The organism is Streptomyces sp. NPDC028907, assembly GCF_055564995.1.
The window spans coordinates 229,682-245,946 of record NZ_JBVHVE010000009.1 but is presented as its reverse complement, the minus strand read 5'-3'; the positions used below and the strand labels follow the sequence as shown (position 1 = coordinate 245,946).

Below are 16,265 nucleotides of genomic sequence, written 5' to 3'. Positions count from 1 at the left end.
CGCCGCGACGGCGGGCTCACCGGCGCCTATCCCTGGTCGGCCACGAAGGAGGCCATCCGGGTCAGGGCGGAGTTCCAGTTGATCGTGTGCTCGTTCGTCGACCAGGACTGGATGTCGTCGATGTAGCAGAACTGGCCGACGCAGCCCTGGAGTCTGCTCTGTGCGTAGGGGTCCTGAATGCTCGAGTTCGGCCCGCCCGCGAGCGTGCCGACCGGCGGGTTCGGCTGGCTCGGATCGAGCTGGTGGGCGTACCAACGGGCGTGCTGATTACGGGAGTTGACCTCGCCGTAGCCGGTCACGTACGAGATGTTCAGCGCGTTGCGCCCGAGGAGGTAGTCCATGCTCTGGAGCGCCCCGTCACGGTACTTCGAGGCGCCGGAGATGTCGTACGCGGTGGCGATGACCACGGCGTTGTGCAGGATCTGGTGGTTGGAGCCCCAGTCGTAGAGGTTGCCCTCGGGGGCGTACGGCATGCCGTACGGCTGTGCCTTCAGCGTGGCCAGGTAGCGGTCCGCGCCCTTGATGACGGACCGGCGCACCTTGTCCCGGCCGGGCAGTCCGCTCGGCACGGTCGCCAGGTCGAGACGAGCCGCTGCCGCGGTCCTGGCCCAGTCGTAGCCGAGGGGGACGAACACGTCGGCCGTGTGGACCGGCGAGCCGAGGACGTGGTCCGCGAACTCCTTCTCACCGGTACTGAGATACAGCTCCGCCGCCGCCCAGTAGAACTCGTCGGTGACGTTGTTGTCCGCGTACGCTCCGCCGCCGATGCCGTCACTCTCGGAGGCGTACCGGTCGGGGTGCGCGAGCGCCGCCGCCCACGCCGTGCGGGCAGCGCGCAGCGTCTTCGCCGCGAACTCCTTGTCGTACGGCTTGTACAGGCGGGCCGCCTGCGCGGCCGTCGCCGCCAGGTTGAGGGTCGCCGCGGTGGACGTCGGATGCAGCTCCCGCTTCTGTGGGTCGTCGCTCGGCAGCAGCGGCAGGCCCGTCCACTGTTCGTCGTGGATCTTGTGATGCGCCATGCCGGCCAGCGGCTGCCCCGCGGGCACCTGCATCTTCAGCAGGAACTCCAGCTCCCAGCGGACCTCGTCGAGGATGTCCGGCACGTTGTTGCCGCTCTCCGGGATGGCGAGCGTGCCGTCGCCGAGCTTCCTCGGCTCCCCGGTGCGGGCGAGCAGTTCGCGTTCGTACGTGCTCAGCAGCTCCCACACGGAGATGCCGCCGTTGACGACGTACTTGCCGTGGTCGCCCGCGTCGTACCAGCCGCCGGTCACATCGAGGGTGTAGTCGCAGACGCCGGGCTGGCAGGGCACGTCGCCGTCGCCCTGGTTGGGCGCGACGTCGACATGCCCGGCAGGTCGGGCGTAGCCCGGGCGCAGATCGTCGCGGATCGCGATGCCGCTGCGCTGCGTGTAGTAGTACTTCACGGCGTCCAGGCGCAGCCTCTCGTAGGCGGCCGTCCCGATGTCGAAGGGCCGGCTCGCCTCCCCGTCGGCGACCAGGGTCAGCCCCTCGCCCTGCCTGCGGTAGGCGCCGAAGTCGATGGAGTGGACGTTCTGCGCGGAGGAGGCGTCGGTGCCGCGCGGCACGGTCCAGCCGTGCGCGACGACCGTCCCGGACGCGTTCTTCAGCCGCCAGGGCAGTTTCCCGGTGGCGTCGGTGACCAGCGTGGCGTTCTTCGGCCCGGCCGGGAGGTAGGCGACCTGGTTCACACGGACCCGCGGGCCGGTGTCGGGCTCGTACACCTCGGGCGGGACACCGCCCAGCAGCGAGGCGTCGTCCATGCAGAAGCGCCACGCGTCGTCGCTGCCACCGAGCTGGAAGGCGACCTGGCCCTGCGGGGTGTCGACGGGCGAGGTGAAGGTGTACGCGTAGGAGTTCCCGGAGACGCTCAGCTGCGGCGTCACCTCGAAGTAGGTGTCGTACGGGGCCGCCGACAGGCCGACGATCGCGCGTACGACGTGCCCCTCGGGCGAGCCGTTCGCGGTGAAGGAGAAGCGGTACGACTCCCCCTTGACCAGGGTGATGTCGTTCTGGCCGACCGCGGCGTCCCAGGGGTCGGCGGTGCCGCCGGGCACGTCGGCGCAGAGCTGTCCTTCGGACAGGCCCGCGGTGACGTTGCTGCTCGTCCACCATGGGGCGGTGGTGGTGTCGAAGGTGCCGTTCTTGAGCTGCTCGACCTCTTCGGCGGCGGCCTGGGTGGTCGGCAGGGCGGTGAGGCCTGCGGCCAGCAGGGCCGTCAGGGTCAGCAGGGTGGTTCTGCGTCGTTTCACGTCTGGGCTCCTCGGGAGGGAGGGGCGGGTTACGCTCGGGGTGGGAGCGCTCCCAGATGCGGACGCGGCCCATGCTTGTTGGCGACATGACAGCCCGTCAACGGTGCGGAGGGGTTGCTTTCGACTGCGGCTCCGTCGTGGCTGGTCGCGCCCACGCGGCGGAGCCGCAAATCGATACAGCCCCGCGCCCCTTGGGGGCGCGGACGAACCGGCCGACCATCAGGTGACGGGTACCTCCAGCTTGCTGATGCGCAGGGCGCCTCGGGGCTCCCCCGGGTGGGAGCTGGCCAGGGTCAGACGCAGACCGGATCCTCGTATCGCGTCGAAGGTGATGACGGTCGGTACGTTCGAGGCGGTGGCCCAGTCCACGGACGCGTCCTTGACCGGCATGTACCGTCGGCCGTCCCAGACCTCGGCGGCGACCGACGCGGGCAGGGTGTGGGACGCGTCCACGGTGAACGACACCTCCACCCGGCCGAAGGTCCGCGCCCGGCCGAAGTCCACGCTCACCCAGTCCTCGGGGCGGGCTCCGTCGAAGGCCGGCAGCAGGGCCGTGGCCGCCTTGAGGAAGCCGTTGGACCAGCCGGTGGACGGGTCGCCGTCGAGCATGGCGGCGGGGAGGGTGTCCGGGCGGCCGGAGTAACTGGCGTCCGCACAGGGGTAGCTCGTGGGCGCTGGGTAGTCGGGCTCGAACTGCGGACCCGGCGTGAGCGCGGCGGATCGGGCGTGGGTCGTCCGCACGGTCACGCTGCCCGTCCGCAGTCCCTCGGCCCGTGCGGTCACCTTCAGGGTGCCCGCCTTCGTGCCGGACCGTACGATCGCCAGCGCCTTGCCGTGGAAGGCCGTCCGTGTGGTCGCCTGATAGCGCTCGGCACTCTCCTCGCGGCCGTTGTCGAGTCCGGCGAGCGAGCCGCCGGTCACGTCGAAGGTGATCAGATTCTCGGCACCGGGCACGACCGTCCCTCGGGAGTCGACGACCTCGGCGGTCACGAAGAGCAGTGAACGGCCGTCAGCGGCAAGGGACTTGCGGTCGGCGGTGAGCCGTACGGACTTCGGTGCGCCGGCCGTGCGCAGTACGTCGGTGGCGACCGCCTTGCCGCCCCTGCGGGCCACCGCCTTCAGCTCTCCGGGCCGGTACGGCACCTTCCAGGTGAGGTGGAGTTTGCCCGCGCTGCCGTTCGGGCTGGTGTAGCTGCCGGGGTAGGGGCCGTCGGTGAAGGTCTTGTCGTCGCCGGTCGCCTCGGTGGTCTCCAGGTAGGTCCGGCCGTCGACGGTCTTCTTGGTGTCGAAGGTGCGGGCGCCCAGGGACCTGCCGTTGAGGAACAGCTCGACGGTGTCGACGTTGGAGTACGCCCACACCTCGACCGTGTCGCCCTCCTGGTGGTTCCAGGTCATCGGCAGCAGATGGACCATCGGTTCGTCGACCCACTGGCTCCGGAACAGGTGGTACATGTCCTTCGGGAAGCCGGCCGTGTCGACGGCGCCGAAGAAGGACGCCTTGACCGGGAAGACGTCGTACGGCGTGGGCTCGCCGATGTAGTCGATGCCCGACCACAGGAACTGCCCGGCGAACCACTTGCGGTCCCGGTCCTTCTTGTGCCCGTACTCGCCGCTCATCGTCCAGGAGGCGAGGTTGTTGTCGTACGAGGAGGTCGCGCGCTTGCCCGGGGTGTGGTTCTCGCCGGTGTTGAGGCGCTCGGGCTCCTGGTAGGCGCCGCGGGTCGAGGTCTCGGAGGAGGACTCGGACTCGAAGAGGAACAGGTGGGGGTAGCGGGCGTGCAGGGCGTCCACCGACTTGGCGGTGTTGTAGTTGAGGCCGAGGCCGTCGAGCTTGGCCAGGATCAGGTCGCCGGGTGAGCCGGGGGCGGGCACGCTGCGGTGGCGGTGGGACCCGATGACGACCGGGCGGGTGTCGTCGGCGGCCTTGAGGGCGGCGATGAGCCGGTCGGCCATGGCGAGGCCGGAGGCCGAGGTGAACTCGGAGACCTCGTTGCCGATCGACCAGGCGAGAACGGCGGGCGAGTTGCGGGCGGCCAGCACCATCTCGGTGATGTCCTTGTCGGCCCACTCGTCGAAGAAGCGGCCGTAGTCGTAGCGCGTCTTGGGCGAGCGCCAGCAGTCGAAGGCCTCCACCAGCATGACGATGCCCATCTCCTCGCAGACCTGGATCATCTCCGGGGAGGGCGGGTTGTGGGAGGTGCGGAAGGCGTTGACGCCCATCGACTTCATGATGGTCATCTGCCGCCGGATCGCGTCGATGCTGACGGCGGCGCCCAGGGCCCCCAGGTCGTGGTGGAGGTCGACGCCCTTGATCTTGGCGGGGACGCCGTTGAGGTGGAAGCCGTCGTCGGGGTCGAAACGGAAGGTGCGCAAGCCGAAGGGCGTGCGGTAGGTGTCGGTCGTCCTGCCGCCGACGCGCAGGTCGGTGCACAGGGTGTAGCGGTGGTGCGGGGTCTCGAAGTCCCACAGCTCGGGCCTTGGGACCGTGAGCTCGTGGGTGGCGGTAGCGCGGTCGGTGACGGGGATCGTGGAGGACGTCCGGGCGACCGTGCGGCCGTGGGGATCGACGATCCGCGAGACGACCTCGACGTCCGTGCCGCCGGCGGAGGCGTTCACGACCGAGGTCCGGACGCGGACGACGCCCCGCTCCTCGGTGATCTCCGGCGTCGTGACGTACGTTCCCCAGCGCTCCACGTGCACCGGTTCGGTGACGACGAGGCGCGCCTCGCGGTAGATGCCGCTGCCCGAGTACCAGCGGCTGCTGGGCAGACGGTTCTGCACCTTGACCGCGAGCACGTTCTCGGTGGCGCCGTCGGTGTGCACCAGGTCGGTGAGGTCGAAGGCGAAGCCGGTGTATCCGTAGGGGTGGCGGCCGACCTCCGTGCCGTTGCAGTAGAGGTAGGAGTCCATGTAGACGCCGTCGAACTCCACCGATATCCGCTTGCCCGCGAGGCCGGGCGGCAGGGTGAAGGCGAGGCGGTACCAGCCGAGGCCGCCGGGGAAGAAGCCGGTGCCGCTGGTGGTGCCGTGCTCGGTGGTCGGGGCGAACTCGATGCTCCAGTCGTGCGGCACCGCGACCTGGCGCCAGCCGGAGTCGTCGTGGCCGGGCTCGGCGGCGTCGGCGTAGGCCCCGGTGGGGTCGGTGATGCCGCCGGGGTTCACCAGGGCGAAGCGCCAGCCGTCGCGCAGCGGGACCGTGCGGCGGCCGGACGCGGCACCGGCCGTACCGGCGAGCTCCGCGGCCCGTGCCGGCGGGGTGCTCAGCAGCGCTCCGGTCGCCGGGGCGGTCGTGGAGGCGAGCAGTAACGATCTTCGAGTGACTGTCATGGTGACTCTCCCTCATCAGGGCCCAGAAGTACTCACAACTGATCGCGAACAAACAGATTCTGACGGGGAGGTGCGCGGAAGAGTCAAGAGTGTGCCAGGGAGTTCCGGTACGGACCGGCCCGACGCACTAGGCTTGAGCGCGAGTGTCACGCTTGATCACCGTGAGTGTGCGCGTTGGAGTGGCGAGCATGAGCCCGGAGTATCCGTTCGACGAGGCCGCGACGGCCCGGGCGGTCATCGACGACAGCGGCGTGCTCGTCGAGTGGAGCGCGGGCGCCGAGCGACTGCTGGGCCACCGGGCCGCCGAGGTCGTCGGACGCCCGGCCGCGGAGCTGCTGGCCGACGAGCGGGGACGCGGCGCCCCGGAGGGTGACCGCTGGGACGGCGTCCTCACGCTGCGCCGCCGCGACGGCGGCACACTCGCCGTGTGGCTGCTCGCCCACCGGCTGCGCCCCCAGGGCGAGGGCACCCACCGCTGGCTCGTGGTCACCCCGCTGGAGGGGGACGGCCCCCGGCTGCCCGACGATCCGCTGGACCAGGTCGGGCTCCTCGCCTCACCGTGCGCCATCGCGATCTATGACGAGCGGCTGCGGCTGCGCAGGATGAACGGCGTCATGGCGGAGGTGCTCCACCTCTCCGAGGAGCATGTGCGGGGCCTGCGGGCGCCCGAACTGACGGGGCGGGCGCAGAGTTACGACATCGAGCGGCAGCTCCTGCGCGTGCTCACCACGGGCCGGGGCACCGACGTACGCACGTATGTGCCGGTCGGCGGGGACAGAACGCACGCCTGGCTGGCCCGGATGGCCCCGATCACCGACGGCAGGGGACGGGTGCGCGGAGTGTCGGTCGCCGCGCACGACTTCACCGAGCAGTACCTGGCCCAGGAGCGGCTCCAGCTGGTGAACGAGGCCAGCGTCCGGATCGGCACCACCCTCGATGTCACGCGGACCGCCCAGGAGCTGGCGGACATCTGTGTCCCCGCACTCGCCGACTTCATGAGCGTGGATCTGCTGGACCCGCCGGAACACGGCGGCGAGGCGCCCACCGGCCGGCCGGCGGCCCCGCTCACCCTGCGCCGGACCGCCCACCGGTCCGTCAACGCCGGCAGCCCCGAAGCCGTGGTCAAGCCGGGCCACGTGGACGTCTATCCGACCCCGTCGCCGCAGGCGGACGCGCTGCTGGCGGGCCACACGCTCGTCGCCTCGACCGCGACCGACGACCTCGCGCAGTGGCTCTCCTGGGACCCGGCCCGCGCGGAGCGGATCCGGGAGTACGGCATCCACACCACGATGTCGGTGCCGATCCAGGCCCGCGGCACCACCCTGGGCGTCGCCGTGCTCACCCGGTTCAAGAACCCCGAGCCGTTCACACCCGACGACGTGCTGCTGGCCGAGGAGATCACGGCCCGCGCGGCCGTCTGTATCGACAACGCCCGCCGCTACTCCCGCGAACGCGAGACCGCCCTCGCCCTACAGCGCAGCCTGCTGCCCCGTACGCTGCCGCGCACCGCCGCCCTCGAAGCGGCCTCGCGCTATCTCCCGGCGGCGCGCTCCGGCGTGGGCGGTGACTGGTTCGACGTGATCCCGCTGTCCGGGTTGCGGGTGGCGATGGTCGTCGGGGACGTCGTCGGACACGGCATCCAGGCCTCGGCCACGATGGGCCGGCTGCGTACGGCCGTGCGCACCCTGGCCGACATCGACCTCGCGCCCGACGAACTGCTCACCCACCTCGACGACCTGGTCGTCCGGCTGTCCGAGGAGGCGGGCACCGACGGTGTCTCCGGCGAGGTCGGCGCCACCTGCCTCTACGCGGTGTACGACCCGGTCTCCCGGCGCTGCACGATGGCCCGGGCCGGGCACCCCTCGCCCGTCATGGTGCCGCCCGGCGGCGCGCCCCGCGAGATCGAGGTGCCTGCCGGGCCGCCACTGGGCCTGGGCGGGCTGCCGTTCGAGTCGGCCGAGGTCGAGCTGCGCGAGGGCACGGTGCTCGCGCTCTACACCGACGGGCTGATCGAGACGCGTGAGCGTGACGTCGACGCCAGCCACGCGCTGCTGTGCGACGCGCTGTCGGCGTTCTCCGACTCGTTGGACGAGACCTGCGACCGTGTGCTGCACGCCCTTCTCCCGCCGGGCGGCGCCGCGGACGACGTGGCCCTGCTGCTGGCCCGCACCCAGGGACTGCCGTCCTCCAGGGTCGCCACCTGGGACATCCCGGCGGATCCGGCGCTCGTGGCGCCCATCCGCAAGCAGGTCCTGGAACAGCTCAGCGTGTGGAACCTGACCGAGGCGTCCTTCACCGCCGAGCTGGTGGTCAGCGAGCTGGTCACCAACGCCATCCGCTACGGCATCCACCCGATCCGGCTCCGGCTGATCCACGACGCGCAGACGCTGATCTGCGAGGTGTCCGACACCAGTCACACGGCACCGCATCTGCGCCGCGCCAAGATCTTCGACGAGGGCGGCCGCGGGCTGCTGCTGGTGGCTCAGCTGACCCAGCGCTGGGGCAGCCGGCACACGGCTGACGGCAAGACGATCTGGGCCGAGATCGGGCTCCTCGACGCGGAGTGAGTACGCGCGGTGAGTACTCCGCGGGAAAACGGGGAGTCGTGACAGACATGGGACGTGCACGGACACTCCACTCCTTACACCGGGCGACTCCCGTCGTGACCGCCGTCGCGCTGCTGGGCCTGCTTACCGCGTGCGCCGACGGCGCCGACTCCACGGGAGCCGCACGGACACCGGCCGGCCCGAGCAGCCGTACGACCGGACCGGCCACGACCGACACCGGGAGCCCCACCAACGGGCCGGGAACGACGGGACCAGGCATCGCCGAAACCGAGAGCCCGGTGACCCAGTCGGGCGGCGCCGCACCGCGCTGTCACACCTCCGAGTTGCGCGCGTCGATCGGACGCCCGAGCCCGGGGGCCGGGCAGCGCAACTTCCCGATCGTGCTGACCAACAAGACCGACCGCACCTGCACGGTCCGCGGCTACCCGGGTGCCGCCTTCGTCGACGCGTCCGGCAAGCAGCTCGGCCCCGACCCGAAGCGCTCCCCCGACACACCGACGACCGTCACGCTGAACCCGGGCCGCAGCGCCTGGGCCGGGCTGTCCTTCGCCAGTCCCGAGATCAGCGGGGCCCGCACGGCCCGGCCGGCGGCGCTGCTCGTGACGCCGCCCGACGAGCGGGAGCCGCTGAAGGTGACGTGGACGGCCGGTGAGGTGCCGGTGGCCGGGAACGAGTCCTCGGTCCGGCTGACCGTGGTCCAGCCCGGCACCGGAGGCTGAGCCGCTGGTCAGCGGCGACCGCCGCCGTAACCGCCATAGCCCCCGCCATAGCCTCCGTACCCGTACCCGTACCCTCCACCGGACCAGCCGTTCTGGCCGCCCCAGGAGCAGGAGTACGGGTTGTAGTAACAGGACGCGTCGGTCGGGGTCGGGCTCGTGGCCGTCGGCTGCGACGTCGACGGGGTCGCGGACGGTGTCGGCGTGGGTGCCGGGGCCTTGGGCGGTTCCGGGGTGGTGGTCGGCGTCGGGGCCGGTGGCTTCGCCTTCTTGGCCTCCGTGTCCCAGTTGACCACCTCCAGCTGGGGTTCCGTCTTCGAGGTGTCGATCACCCAGTGCTGGGCGTTGTCGTCGTCCTCGCGGCTCTTGAGGACGAGAGCGCCCGAGCCGTCCGTGGCGGCGGGGCTCAGGGCCAGGTCCTGGTTGAAGCGGGGCACCAGGGTGCCCTGGAGCGTGAAGTCGTAGCGGACGTTCTTGGTCTCGGAGTCGGCGGCGTTCGTGCAGGGGGCCAGCCGGACCGAGTAGCCGAGGTGGGAGTCGAGGCAGAGATCGGGGTTCGCGGCGCTGCGCGCGAGTCCGTCGGTCTCGTACGACCACTGCTGGCCGGGTGCCGAGGAGCACTTGGTGAGTTCGGTCTCCGCGTCCTTGACGGCCTTCTCGCCGACGATGCCGACGCAGAGCCCGGATCCGATGTTGTGCAGCCGGCCCCGCAGTTCGCCCTTCGCGGCCTCGGCGGCGCCCGCCCAGGACGGGTTGCTGGTGGCGGCGCCCGCGTCGGAGTCGGGTGTCCCGGTGGGGCGGTCGTTCGTGGCCGGAGCGGGCGTGTCCTCGGAACCGCCGACCGACCAGAGCACGAGCGGGAGGACGACGAGGGCGCTGACGGTCGCCACGGCCGCGGTGAGGTTGCGGCGCCGCGCGGCACGGCGGGCGGCCTTGAGGGCCGCGCGGCCGGTGCAGGTGCGGGGTTCGCCGGCTTGCGGGGCGGTGGTGGGGTCGCTCCGGCGGGGGCTACGACGGGCAGAACGGCGTGCGGCCCGGGGACCGCTCGGCGAGGAGGCGGACACCGCGGTCGCGGCGGCGAAGGGCTCGCCCGTGGGGGCGAAGGGGGCTGCCGCGGGGGCGGCCGTCGCTGCGACGGTGGCGAGTTCCTCGCCGCCGGGGGCAGGGGCGTACGCGGGCGGAGCGGGGACCTCTGCCGGGTAGACGAAGTCGGCGGTGTCGGCGGTGTCGGCGGTGTCGGCGAAGAACGACTCCCCCACGATCGGCGCTGTCGCCACCGGCGCCGCGGCCGCTTCGGTCCTCGCCTCGGCAGGCTCCTCGGCCTGACGTGCTCTCGCCTCCAGGTAGGGTCTCGCGCCCCAGCCGAGCACGGCCTCGGCCAGTGCGACGCCGAGCCCTTCGTTGAAGAAGAGGAGCTGGGCGGCGGTGTCGGCGCAGTGCCCGCAGCGGTTCAGGTGTTCGCGCAGGTCCGGGTCGACGTCGACGCCGCCGCGGCGGTAGGTGACGTCCAGCATCCGCAGGTACTGCCGGCACTCGTGCTCGGGGGCGAGTTCGCCGTGGACCTGGAGACTCTCCTCGCGCAACCGCTCGCAGGCCCGGCCCAGTTCGATGCGGGCCGACTCCTCGTCGAGGCCGAGGAGTCCGGCCGGTACGGCCAGCGGTTCGGCCTCGACCTCGGTGTGCCACAGCAGACAGCGGGCCGCCTGGGGAAGCCGCTGGAAGGCGCCGGACAGCAGCCGTCGGTCGGCGGGCGGCAGCAGTCGGGCGGCGACGCGCTCCGCGCCCTCCGTCTCGGACCGCAGCTCGGGGTGGAGCAGTTCGCGACTGCGGTCGTTGTCCCATTCCGCGGCGATACGCCGCACGGTGACGAGGAGCTGGGGACGCCAGGCGGCCGTCGGTCCGGTCTGCCGCAGTGTTTCGCCGAAAAGCCGGGTGAAAGCCGCGGTGGTGAGCATTCCCGCGGATCGGGCGTCGGCGGTACACAGCCGTGCGTAGGCGAAGCCCGCTTCCCAGTGCCGGTCGAGGAGTTCACCGACGGGGTGCAGCGCCGGCGACACTCCCGTCCACTTCTTCAGTTCGGCGCTCAGTTGAGCGTCCGTCACATCGAAGAGTCGGTCGTCGTCAGGCGAATTCGACAGGCCTGCGTCAGGCACGACGGCATTCCTCCGGAGGGCTTTCGGCATTGAAGGTCCATACCAACGAGTATGCTCCGGGCGCGACTCTCGTGAAGTCTGGGCACTGGGGAGCGAGGCACACCTTTGCACAGGTCAGGGACAGAGAACAAGCGATTCCAGTTTTTGTGCATTGCGTATGCGACCGTCACTGTTTGACGATTGGTCAATAACCCCGCAAGGCGATTGCGGCACCTCGGCAAGATAATTGGAAACGGTATCCACTCAGCCGACTTCGCGCGCGAGCGCAAACCATTGAACGGCCGATCTCCGACTTTCATGCCTGGTCATACGGACGTACGGACCTTCACCTCGCCTTCACAAGTCATGCGCCAACCATTGGACCGCTCCCCCGGTACGCCCCCGGCGGCCTCCCGTACCGTTCACGGAACACCCGGTTGAAGTGAAAAGGACTGGCGAACCCGGAGGCGGCCGCCACGCGTTCCACGGACAGGTCGGTGGACTCCAGCAGTCGCGCGGCGTGCCGCAGCCGGGCCTCGCGCAGCGCGCGCATCGGTGACTGCCCGATCTGGCGGGTGAAGAGGTGGGCGAACCGCGACGGCGAGAGAGCGACCTGCTCGGCAAGAGAGCGCACGGTGTGCGGTGCGGCCGGGTCGGCCGCGATCAGCGCCTCCGCCCGGCGCACCCGGGCGTCGATGCCGGGCCGGGGCGGCTGGGCCCGCACGGTGCCGGCGGTCAGCAGGACGACCTCCTCCAGCGAGCACAGGGCGAGTTCACGGGCGGCGGTGCCGTGGGCCACGGCGACCGATTCGTCCCCGGGCGCGTCGCCCGGCGCGGTCGTGGGCGGCGCGTCCGTGCCGGTCCAGCGGGCGTCGGTGAGCATCCGGCGAAACGCCGCCTCGACGCGGCCGCGCACCGTGTCCGGCGTCGGCCTGACGACGTACATCCCCGCACCGGCGTCGTACGGGCGCAGCCAGGACCGCCAGGAGGGACGGGCCTGGCAGTGCACCCACCAGAACCGCCAGTGCCGGGCGCCCGGTTCGACCCCGTAGCCGTGCGCAACACCGGGCGCGAGCACCACCAGGTCCCCAGCCCCGGCCCGCGTCTCGGCGCCCCCGTGCCGCAGTCGGCCCCGGCCGCCGGTCGTCCAGGTGAACAGCCAACTGTCCGCGCCGCGCGGCCGGTTGATCCCGTACGTCGGCGGCTGGTCGAAGTACCCGACGACCACCAGTCCGGGCGGCGGGGCGGGAACGCCGGGCGCAGCAGCCTCGGGCAATCCGTCAGCGCTCACAGTCATCCTCCTGGGACGTGCGTCGGCCTAGCGTGGTCGGGCGAGGACACCCGACCGAGGAGCGGACACATGACAGCCGACACGACAGCCACGGACATGCGGAACGCCGCCGCACCCATCCTGCCCGAGCGCGGGCTGCGCCAGTTCCAGGAGGAGGGCTTCACGGTCGTACGCGGGCTGTTCGGGCACGACGAGATCGACCGGTTGTGCGACCGGTTCGCGGCGCTGCACGCGGCCGGGCCCGTACCCGGGCACTTCGAGCCGCGCCCGTCGGACGGCGACCCGCTGCACGCGTACCCCAGGGTGATGCAGCCGCACGAGATCGACGAACTGGCGCTGCGGGTGCTGCTGGACGCGCGGCTGCGTGGCGTGCTGGAGGTGCTGCTCGGGGAGGAGGTGCTGGCCGCGCAGAGCATGTTCTACTTCAAGCCGCCGGGGGCTCGGGGGCAGGCGCTGCACCAGGACAACTTCTATCTGCGGGTCGAGCCGGGTACGTGTGTGGCGGCGTGGGTGGCCTGCGATGTGATCGACCGGGACAACGGGGGGCTCGAAGTCGTCCCCGGCACTCACGAGATGGACCTGTTCTGCCCGGAGACGGCGGACGCCGAGGTGTCCTTCGCCCGGGAGTACGTCCCGCCGCCGCCCGGCCTGTTGGCCGTACCCGTCGACATGGAACCGGGGGACGTCCTGTTCTTCAACGGCAGCCTGGTGCACGGCTCGCAGCCCAACCGTACGCGGGATCGTTTTCGGCGGTCGTTCATCGGGCACTACGTGGGGTGCTCGGCCGAGCGGATCGGCGAGTACTACCGCACGCTGTCGATGAGCGGCGACCGCGTCCCCCTGCCGGAGAGCGAGGGCGCGGGTCCGTGCGGCACGGAGTTCGCACCGCACGGGCCGCACTGAGCGCTCGGCGAAGCCGATCAGTGACCGATGATCGGATGCGGGGTGTACGGCTGCTGGAGTTCTGCCAACTCCTTGTCGCTGAGCTTCAGTTCGACCGCCGCCGCCGCGTCCTCGATGTGGTGCGGCTTGGCAGCGCCGATGATCGGGGCCGCGACCGTGTCCTGGTGCAGTAGCCAGGCGAGGGCGATCTGGGCGCGGGGGACGCCGCGGTCGTCGGCGACGCGGGTGACCGCCTCGACCACGACGCGGTCGCTGTCGGCGTAGAGGCCGCTGCCGAAGTTGTCGGTGGCGCTGCGGTCGGTGACCGTGCCCCAGTCCCGGGTGAGGCGACCGCGGGCCAGCGGGCTCCAGGGCAGGACGCCGACACCCTGGTCCGCGCAGAGCGGGAGCATCTCGCGCTCCTCCTCGCGGTAGAGGAGGTTGTAGTGGTTCTGCATCGAGACGAACTTGGTCCAGCCGTGCCGCTCGGCCGTGTACTGCATCTTGGAGAACTGCCAGGCGTACATCGAACTCGCCCCGATGTAGCGCACCTTGCCCGCCTTGACCAGGTCGTGCAGCGCCTCCATCGTCTCCTCGACCGGGGTGTGCGGGTCGAAGCGGTGGATCTGGTAGAGGTCGACGTAGTCGGTGCCGAGGCGGGTGAGGCTGTGGTCGATCTCCGTCATGACGGCCTTGCGGGAGAGGCCGGCGCCATTGGGGCCGGGCCGCATGCGGCCGTTCAGCTTGGTCGCGAGGACGATGTCGTCGCGGCGGGCGAAGTCGCGCAGCGCCTTGCCGACGATCTCCTCGCTGGTGCCGTCGGAGTAGACGTTGGCGGTGTCGAAGAAGTTGATCCCGGCGTCCAGCGCCTGCCGGATCAGCGGTCGTGAGGCCTCCTCGTCGAGGGTCCACTCGTGCGTGCCGCGGTCGGGGAGGCCGTAGGTCATGCAACCCAGACAGATCCGCGACACGTCCAGGCCCGTCGAACCGAGCTTCACGTACTGCATCGTTACTGCTCCTGCCTTCGGAGTGGGGTACCAGGGGAGCGTATGCCGTCGGGTGCGGGGGCGCCCGGTCCGGTCATCGCTCCAGCAGGTCCAGGGCGCGCTCCCAGCCGAAGTCCGGCCGTCCGCCGCCCTCCGCCACCTCGCCGGTGTACGGCTCCCCGAAGCGCACGCCCATGCCCCGCAGCCGTATCAGGCTGTCCTGGTAGGCGGGATGGGCGGCCAGCGCGTCGGCCACGCAGGGCAGGACGGCGATGGGGACGCCGAGGCCGTACGCCTCGCACAGGGTGCCCAGGGCGAGGGTGTCGGCGATGCCGGCGGCCCACTTGTTGACCGTGTTGAAGGTGGCCGGCGCCGCGACGACGGCGTCCGGCGGCGGGAAGGGGCGCGGGTCGGCGGGCGCACGCCAGGCGGAGCGGATCGGGCGGCCGGTGAGGGCCTCGACGGCGGCGGTGTCGAAGAAGCCGTTCATGGCGACCGGGGTCGCGATGACCCCGACCTCCCAGTCCCGCTCCTGTGCGGCGGTGATCAGCTTGCTGACGTCCGCGGCGATGCCTGCGGCGCAGACGACGACGTAGAGGAAAGGTTTCCGGGCCTGTTCGGTCACGGCCTGTTCGGTCATCCGGGAACCCTACTCAAACGGTCTAGCGCAGCGGGAACGACAACCCGCGCTCGTTCTCCGGGCGCGGCCCGAGGACACGGCGCTCCTTCTCCTCGATCGGCACGTCGTTGATGCTGGCCTCGCGGCGGGTCATCAGGCCGTGCTCGTCGAACTCCCACAGTTCGTTGCCGTAGGAGCGGTACCACTGACCGTCGGCGTCGTGGCACTCGTACTGGAAGCGGACGGCGATGCGGTTGCCGTCGAAGGCCCACAGGTCCTTGCGCAGGGCGTAGTCCAGCTCGCGCTCCCACTTGGCGGTCAGGAACTCGACGATCTCGGCGCGGCCGGTGACGAAGGTGTCGCGGTTGCGCCACACCGAGTCCTCGGAGTAGGCGAGCGCCACCTTGTGCGGGTCGCGGGTGTTCCAGGCGTCCTCTGCGGCCTGCACCTTCCGGGCGGCGGTCTCACGGGTGAACGGCGGCAGGGGCGGGCGGTCGGTCATGTCATCCTCCGGAGCCGGAATGGGGGTAACGGTGACGGAGAACGTGCGTTCTCCATCCTGGCTGCTACCGTGGGAGAACGCTCGTTCTCGCGTCAAGGAGAGGTCGTACATGGACAGCGCAACCGCCCGGGAGCAGGCGCTGGACGCCGCGGAGAAGTTGTTCTACGGGCGCGGCATCCAGTCCGTCGGCATGGACGACATCCGGGGCACGTCAGGGGTTTCGCTCAAGCGGCTCTATCAGCTCTTCCCCGCGAAGGAGCAGTTGGTCGAGGCGTATCTGGAGCGGCGCGACGTGCGCTGGCGCGGACAGCTCGCCGCTCACGTGGAGCGGCACGCGGACCCCGGGCGGCGGATCCTCGCCGTCTACGACTGGCTGGAGGAGTGGTTCGGCGAGGACGGCTTCCGCGGGTGCGCCTGGATCAACTCGTACGGCGAGCTGGGCGCCCGGTCGGAGCGGGTGGCCGACCAGGTCCGCTCCCACAAGCAGGCGTTCCGCGACTACCTCGCCTCGCTGGTGACGGCGGCAGGGCTGCCCGACGCGCTGACGGGTCCGCTGTATCTGCTGGCCGAGGGCGCGATGGTGACGGCGGGGATAGTGGGCGGTACGCGACCGGCGGCGGAGGCGCGGGAGGCGGCGCGGTCGCTGATGGCGGCGCGCTGAGGTCGGCGGGCGGCCCCGGCACCGGCCGCCGGGCCCGCCCGCCGCTATGGGCGCCGGATGGCGTTCGTGCCTGGCGTCAACTCCCCGTTTCCGACACGGTGATGGCACTGACCGGGCACGCCCGGGCGGCCTCGCGGACCATGGGGTCGCCGCCGCCGTTCTCGCGGCCGGGGAGCAGGGCGCTGAAGCCGTCGTCGTCCTGGGTGAAGACGGAGGGCGCGGCGAGGGCGCACTGGCCGGCGCCGATGCAGAGGGCGTGGTCGATGTCGATGTGCAGGTTGTCTGATTCGTGCGTTTCGTTGTGCATGACCG

The 16,265-nt window shown here is 71.3% G+C and carries 12 protein-coding genes; 4 read left to right on the top strand and 8 right to left on the bottom strand.

The annotated features are described in order from the left end of the window. Positions 1 to 26: 26 nt before the first annotated feature. Together ACZ4UU_RS27650 and ACZ4UU_RS27645 are read right to left on the bottom strand one after the other, a co-directional pair. Positions 27 to 2,270, bottom strand: a complete 2,244-nt coding sequence (locus tag ACZ4UU_RS27650; RefSeq protein WP_471906062.1) for a glycoside hydrolase family 9 protein — start codon at positions 2,268 to 2,270, stop codon at positions 27 to 29. A 219-nt stretch (positions 2,271 to 2,489) separates the two neighbouring features. Further along, the gene (locus ACZ4UU_RS27645) at positions 2,490 to 5,597 is read right to left on the bottom strand and encodes a glycoside hydrolase family 2 TIM barrel-domain containing protein (RefSeq protein WP_471906061.1); all 3,108 of its coding nucleotides are present in this window, start codon (positions 5,595 to 5,597) and stop codon (positions 2,490 to 2,492) included. A 188-nt stretch (positions 5,598 to 5,785) separates the two neighbouring features. Here ACZ4UU_RS27645 and ACZ4UU_RS27640 point away from each other — a divergent pair, with 188 nt between their 5' ends. Both ACZ4UU_RS27640 and ACZ4UU_RS27635 read left to right on the top strand, forming a co-directional pair. Further along, positions 5,786 to 8,164 carry a SpoIIE family protein phosphatase gene (locus tag ACZ4UU_RS27640; RefSeq protein WP_471906060.1) on the top strand — a complete coding sequence of 793 codons (2,379 nt, stop codon included), beginning with the start codon at positions 5,786 to 5,788 and terminating at the stop codon, positions 8,162 to 8,164. Positions 8,165 to 8,211: 47 nt separating this feature from the next. Then, the gene (locus tag ACZ4UU_RS27635; protein WP_471906059.1) at positions 8,212 to 8,883 is read left to right on the top strand and encodes a DUF4232 domain-containing protein; all 672 of its coding nucleotides are present in this window, start codon (positions 8,212 to 8,214) and stop codon (positions 8,881 to 8,883) included. 8 nt (positions 8,884 to 8,891) lie between these two features. On the opposite strand, the gene ACZ4UU_RS27630 is transcribed toward ACZ4UU_RS27635, so the two are convergent. Continuing rightward, positions 8,892 to 11,033, bottom strand: a complete 2,142-nt coding sequence (locus ACZ4UU_RS27630; protein WP_471906058.1) for a ricin-type beta-trefoil lectin domain protein — start codon at positions 11,031 to 11,033, stop codon at positions 8,892 to 8,894. Between the two features lie 343 nt (positions 11,034 to 11,376). After that, positions 11,377 to 12,309 carry a helix-turn-helix domain-containing protein gene (locus ACZ4UU_RS27625; RefSeq protein WP_471906057.1) on the bottom strand — a complete coding sequence of 311 codons (933 nt, stop codon included), beginning with the start codon at positions 12,307 to 12,309 and terminating at the stop codon, positions 11,377 to 11,379. 90 nt (positions 12,310 to 12,399) lie between these two features. Between ACZ4UU_RS27625 and ACZ4UU_RS27620 the strand changes: the two genes are divergently transcribed. Then, positions 12,400 to 13,206: a phytanoyl-CoA dioxygenase family protein gene (locus ACZ4UU_RS27620; RefSeq protein ID WP_471906179.1), complete on the top strand. Its 807-nt coding sequence runs from the start codon at positions 12,400 to 12,402 to the stop codon at positions 13,204 to 13,206. 17 nt (positions 13,207 to 13,223) lie between these two features. On the opposite strand, the gene ACZ4UU_RS27615 is transcribed toward ACZ4UU_RS27620, so the two are convergent. The 3 genes from ACZ4UU_RS27615 to ACZ4UU_RS27605 form a co-directional block, all read right to left on the bottom strand. After that, entirely contained in the window at positions 13,224 to 14,192 is a 969-nt protein-coding gene (locus ACZ4UU_RS27615) for an aldo/keto reductase (RefSeq protein WP_471906056.1), read from the bottom strand. Between the two features lie 73 nt (positions 14,193 to 14,265). Beyond that, positions 14,266 to 14,811 carry a flavoprotein gene (locus ACZ4UU_RS27610; RefSeq protein WP_471906055.1) on the bottom strand — a complete coding sequence of 182 codons (546 nt, stop codon included), beginning with the start codon at positions 14,809 to 14,811 and terminating at the stop codon, positions 14,266 to 14,268. A 22-nt stretch (positions 14,812 to 14,833) separates the two neighbouring features. Further along, positions 14,834 to 15,292: a nuclear transport factor 2 family protein gene (locus tag ACZ4UU_RS27605; protein WP_471906054.1), complete on the bottom strand. Its 459-nt coding sequence runs from the start codon at positions 15,290 to 15,292 to the stop codon at positions 14,834 to 14,836. A 109-nt stretch (positions 15,293 to 15,401) separates the two neighbouring features. Here ACZ4UU_RS27605 and ACZ4UU_RS27600 point away from each other — a divergent pair, with 109 nt between their 5' ends. Next, positions 15,402 to 15,953: a TetR/AcrR family transcriptional regulator gene (locus ACZ4UU_RS27600; RefSeq protein ID WP_471906053.1), complete on the top strand. Its 552-nt coding sequence runs from the start codon at positions 15,402 to 15,404 to the stop codon at positions 15,951 to 15,953. Between the two features lie 76 nt (positions 15,954 to 16,029). Here ACZ4UU_RS27600 and ACZ4UU_RS27595 read toward each other — a convergent pair whose 3' ends face one another. Beyond that, positions 16,030 to 16,260, bottom strand: a complete 231-nt coding sequence (locus ACZ4UU_RS27595) for a ferredoxin (RefSeq protein WP_471906052.1) — start codon at positions 16,258 to 16,260, stop codon at positions 16,030 to 16,032. Between the last annotated feature and the right edge of the window lie 5 nt (positions 16,261 to 16,265).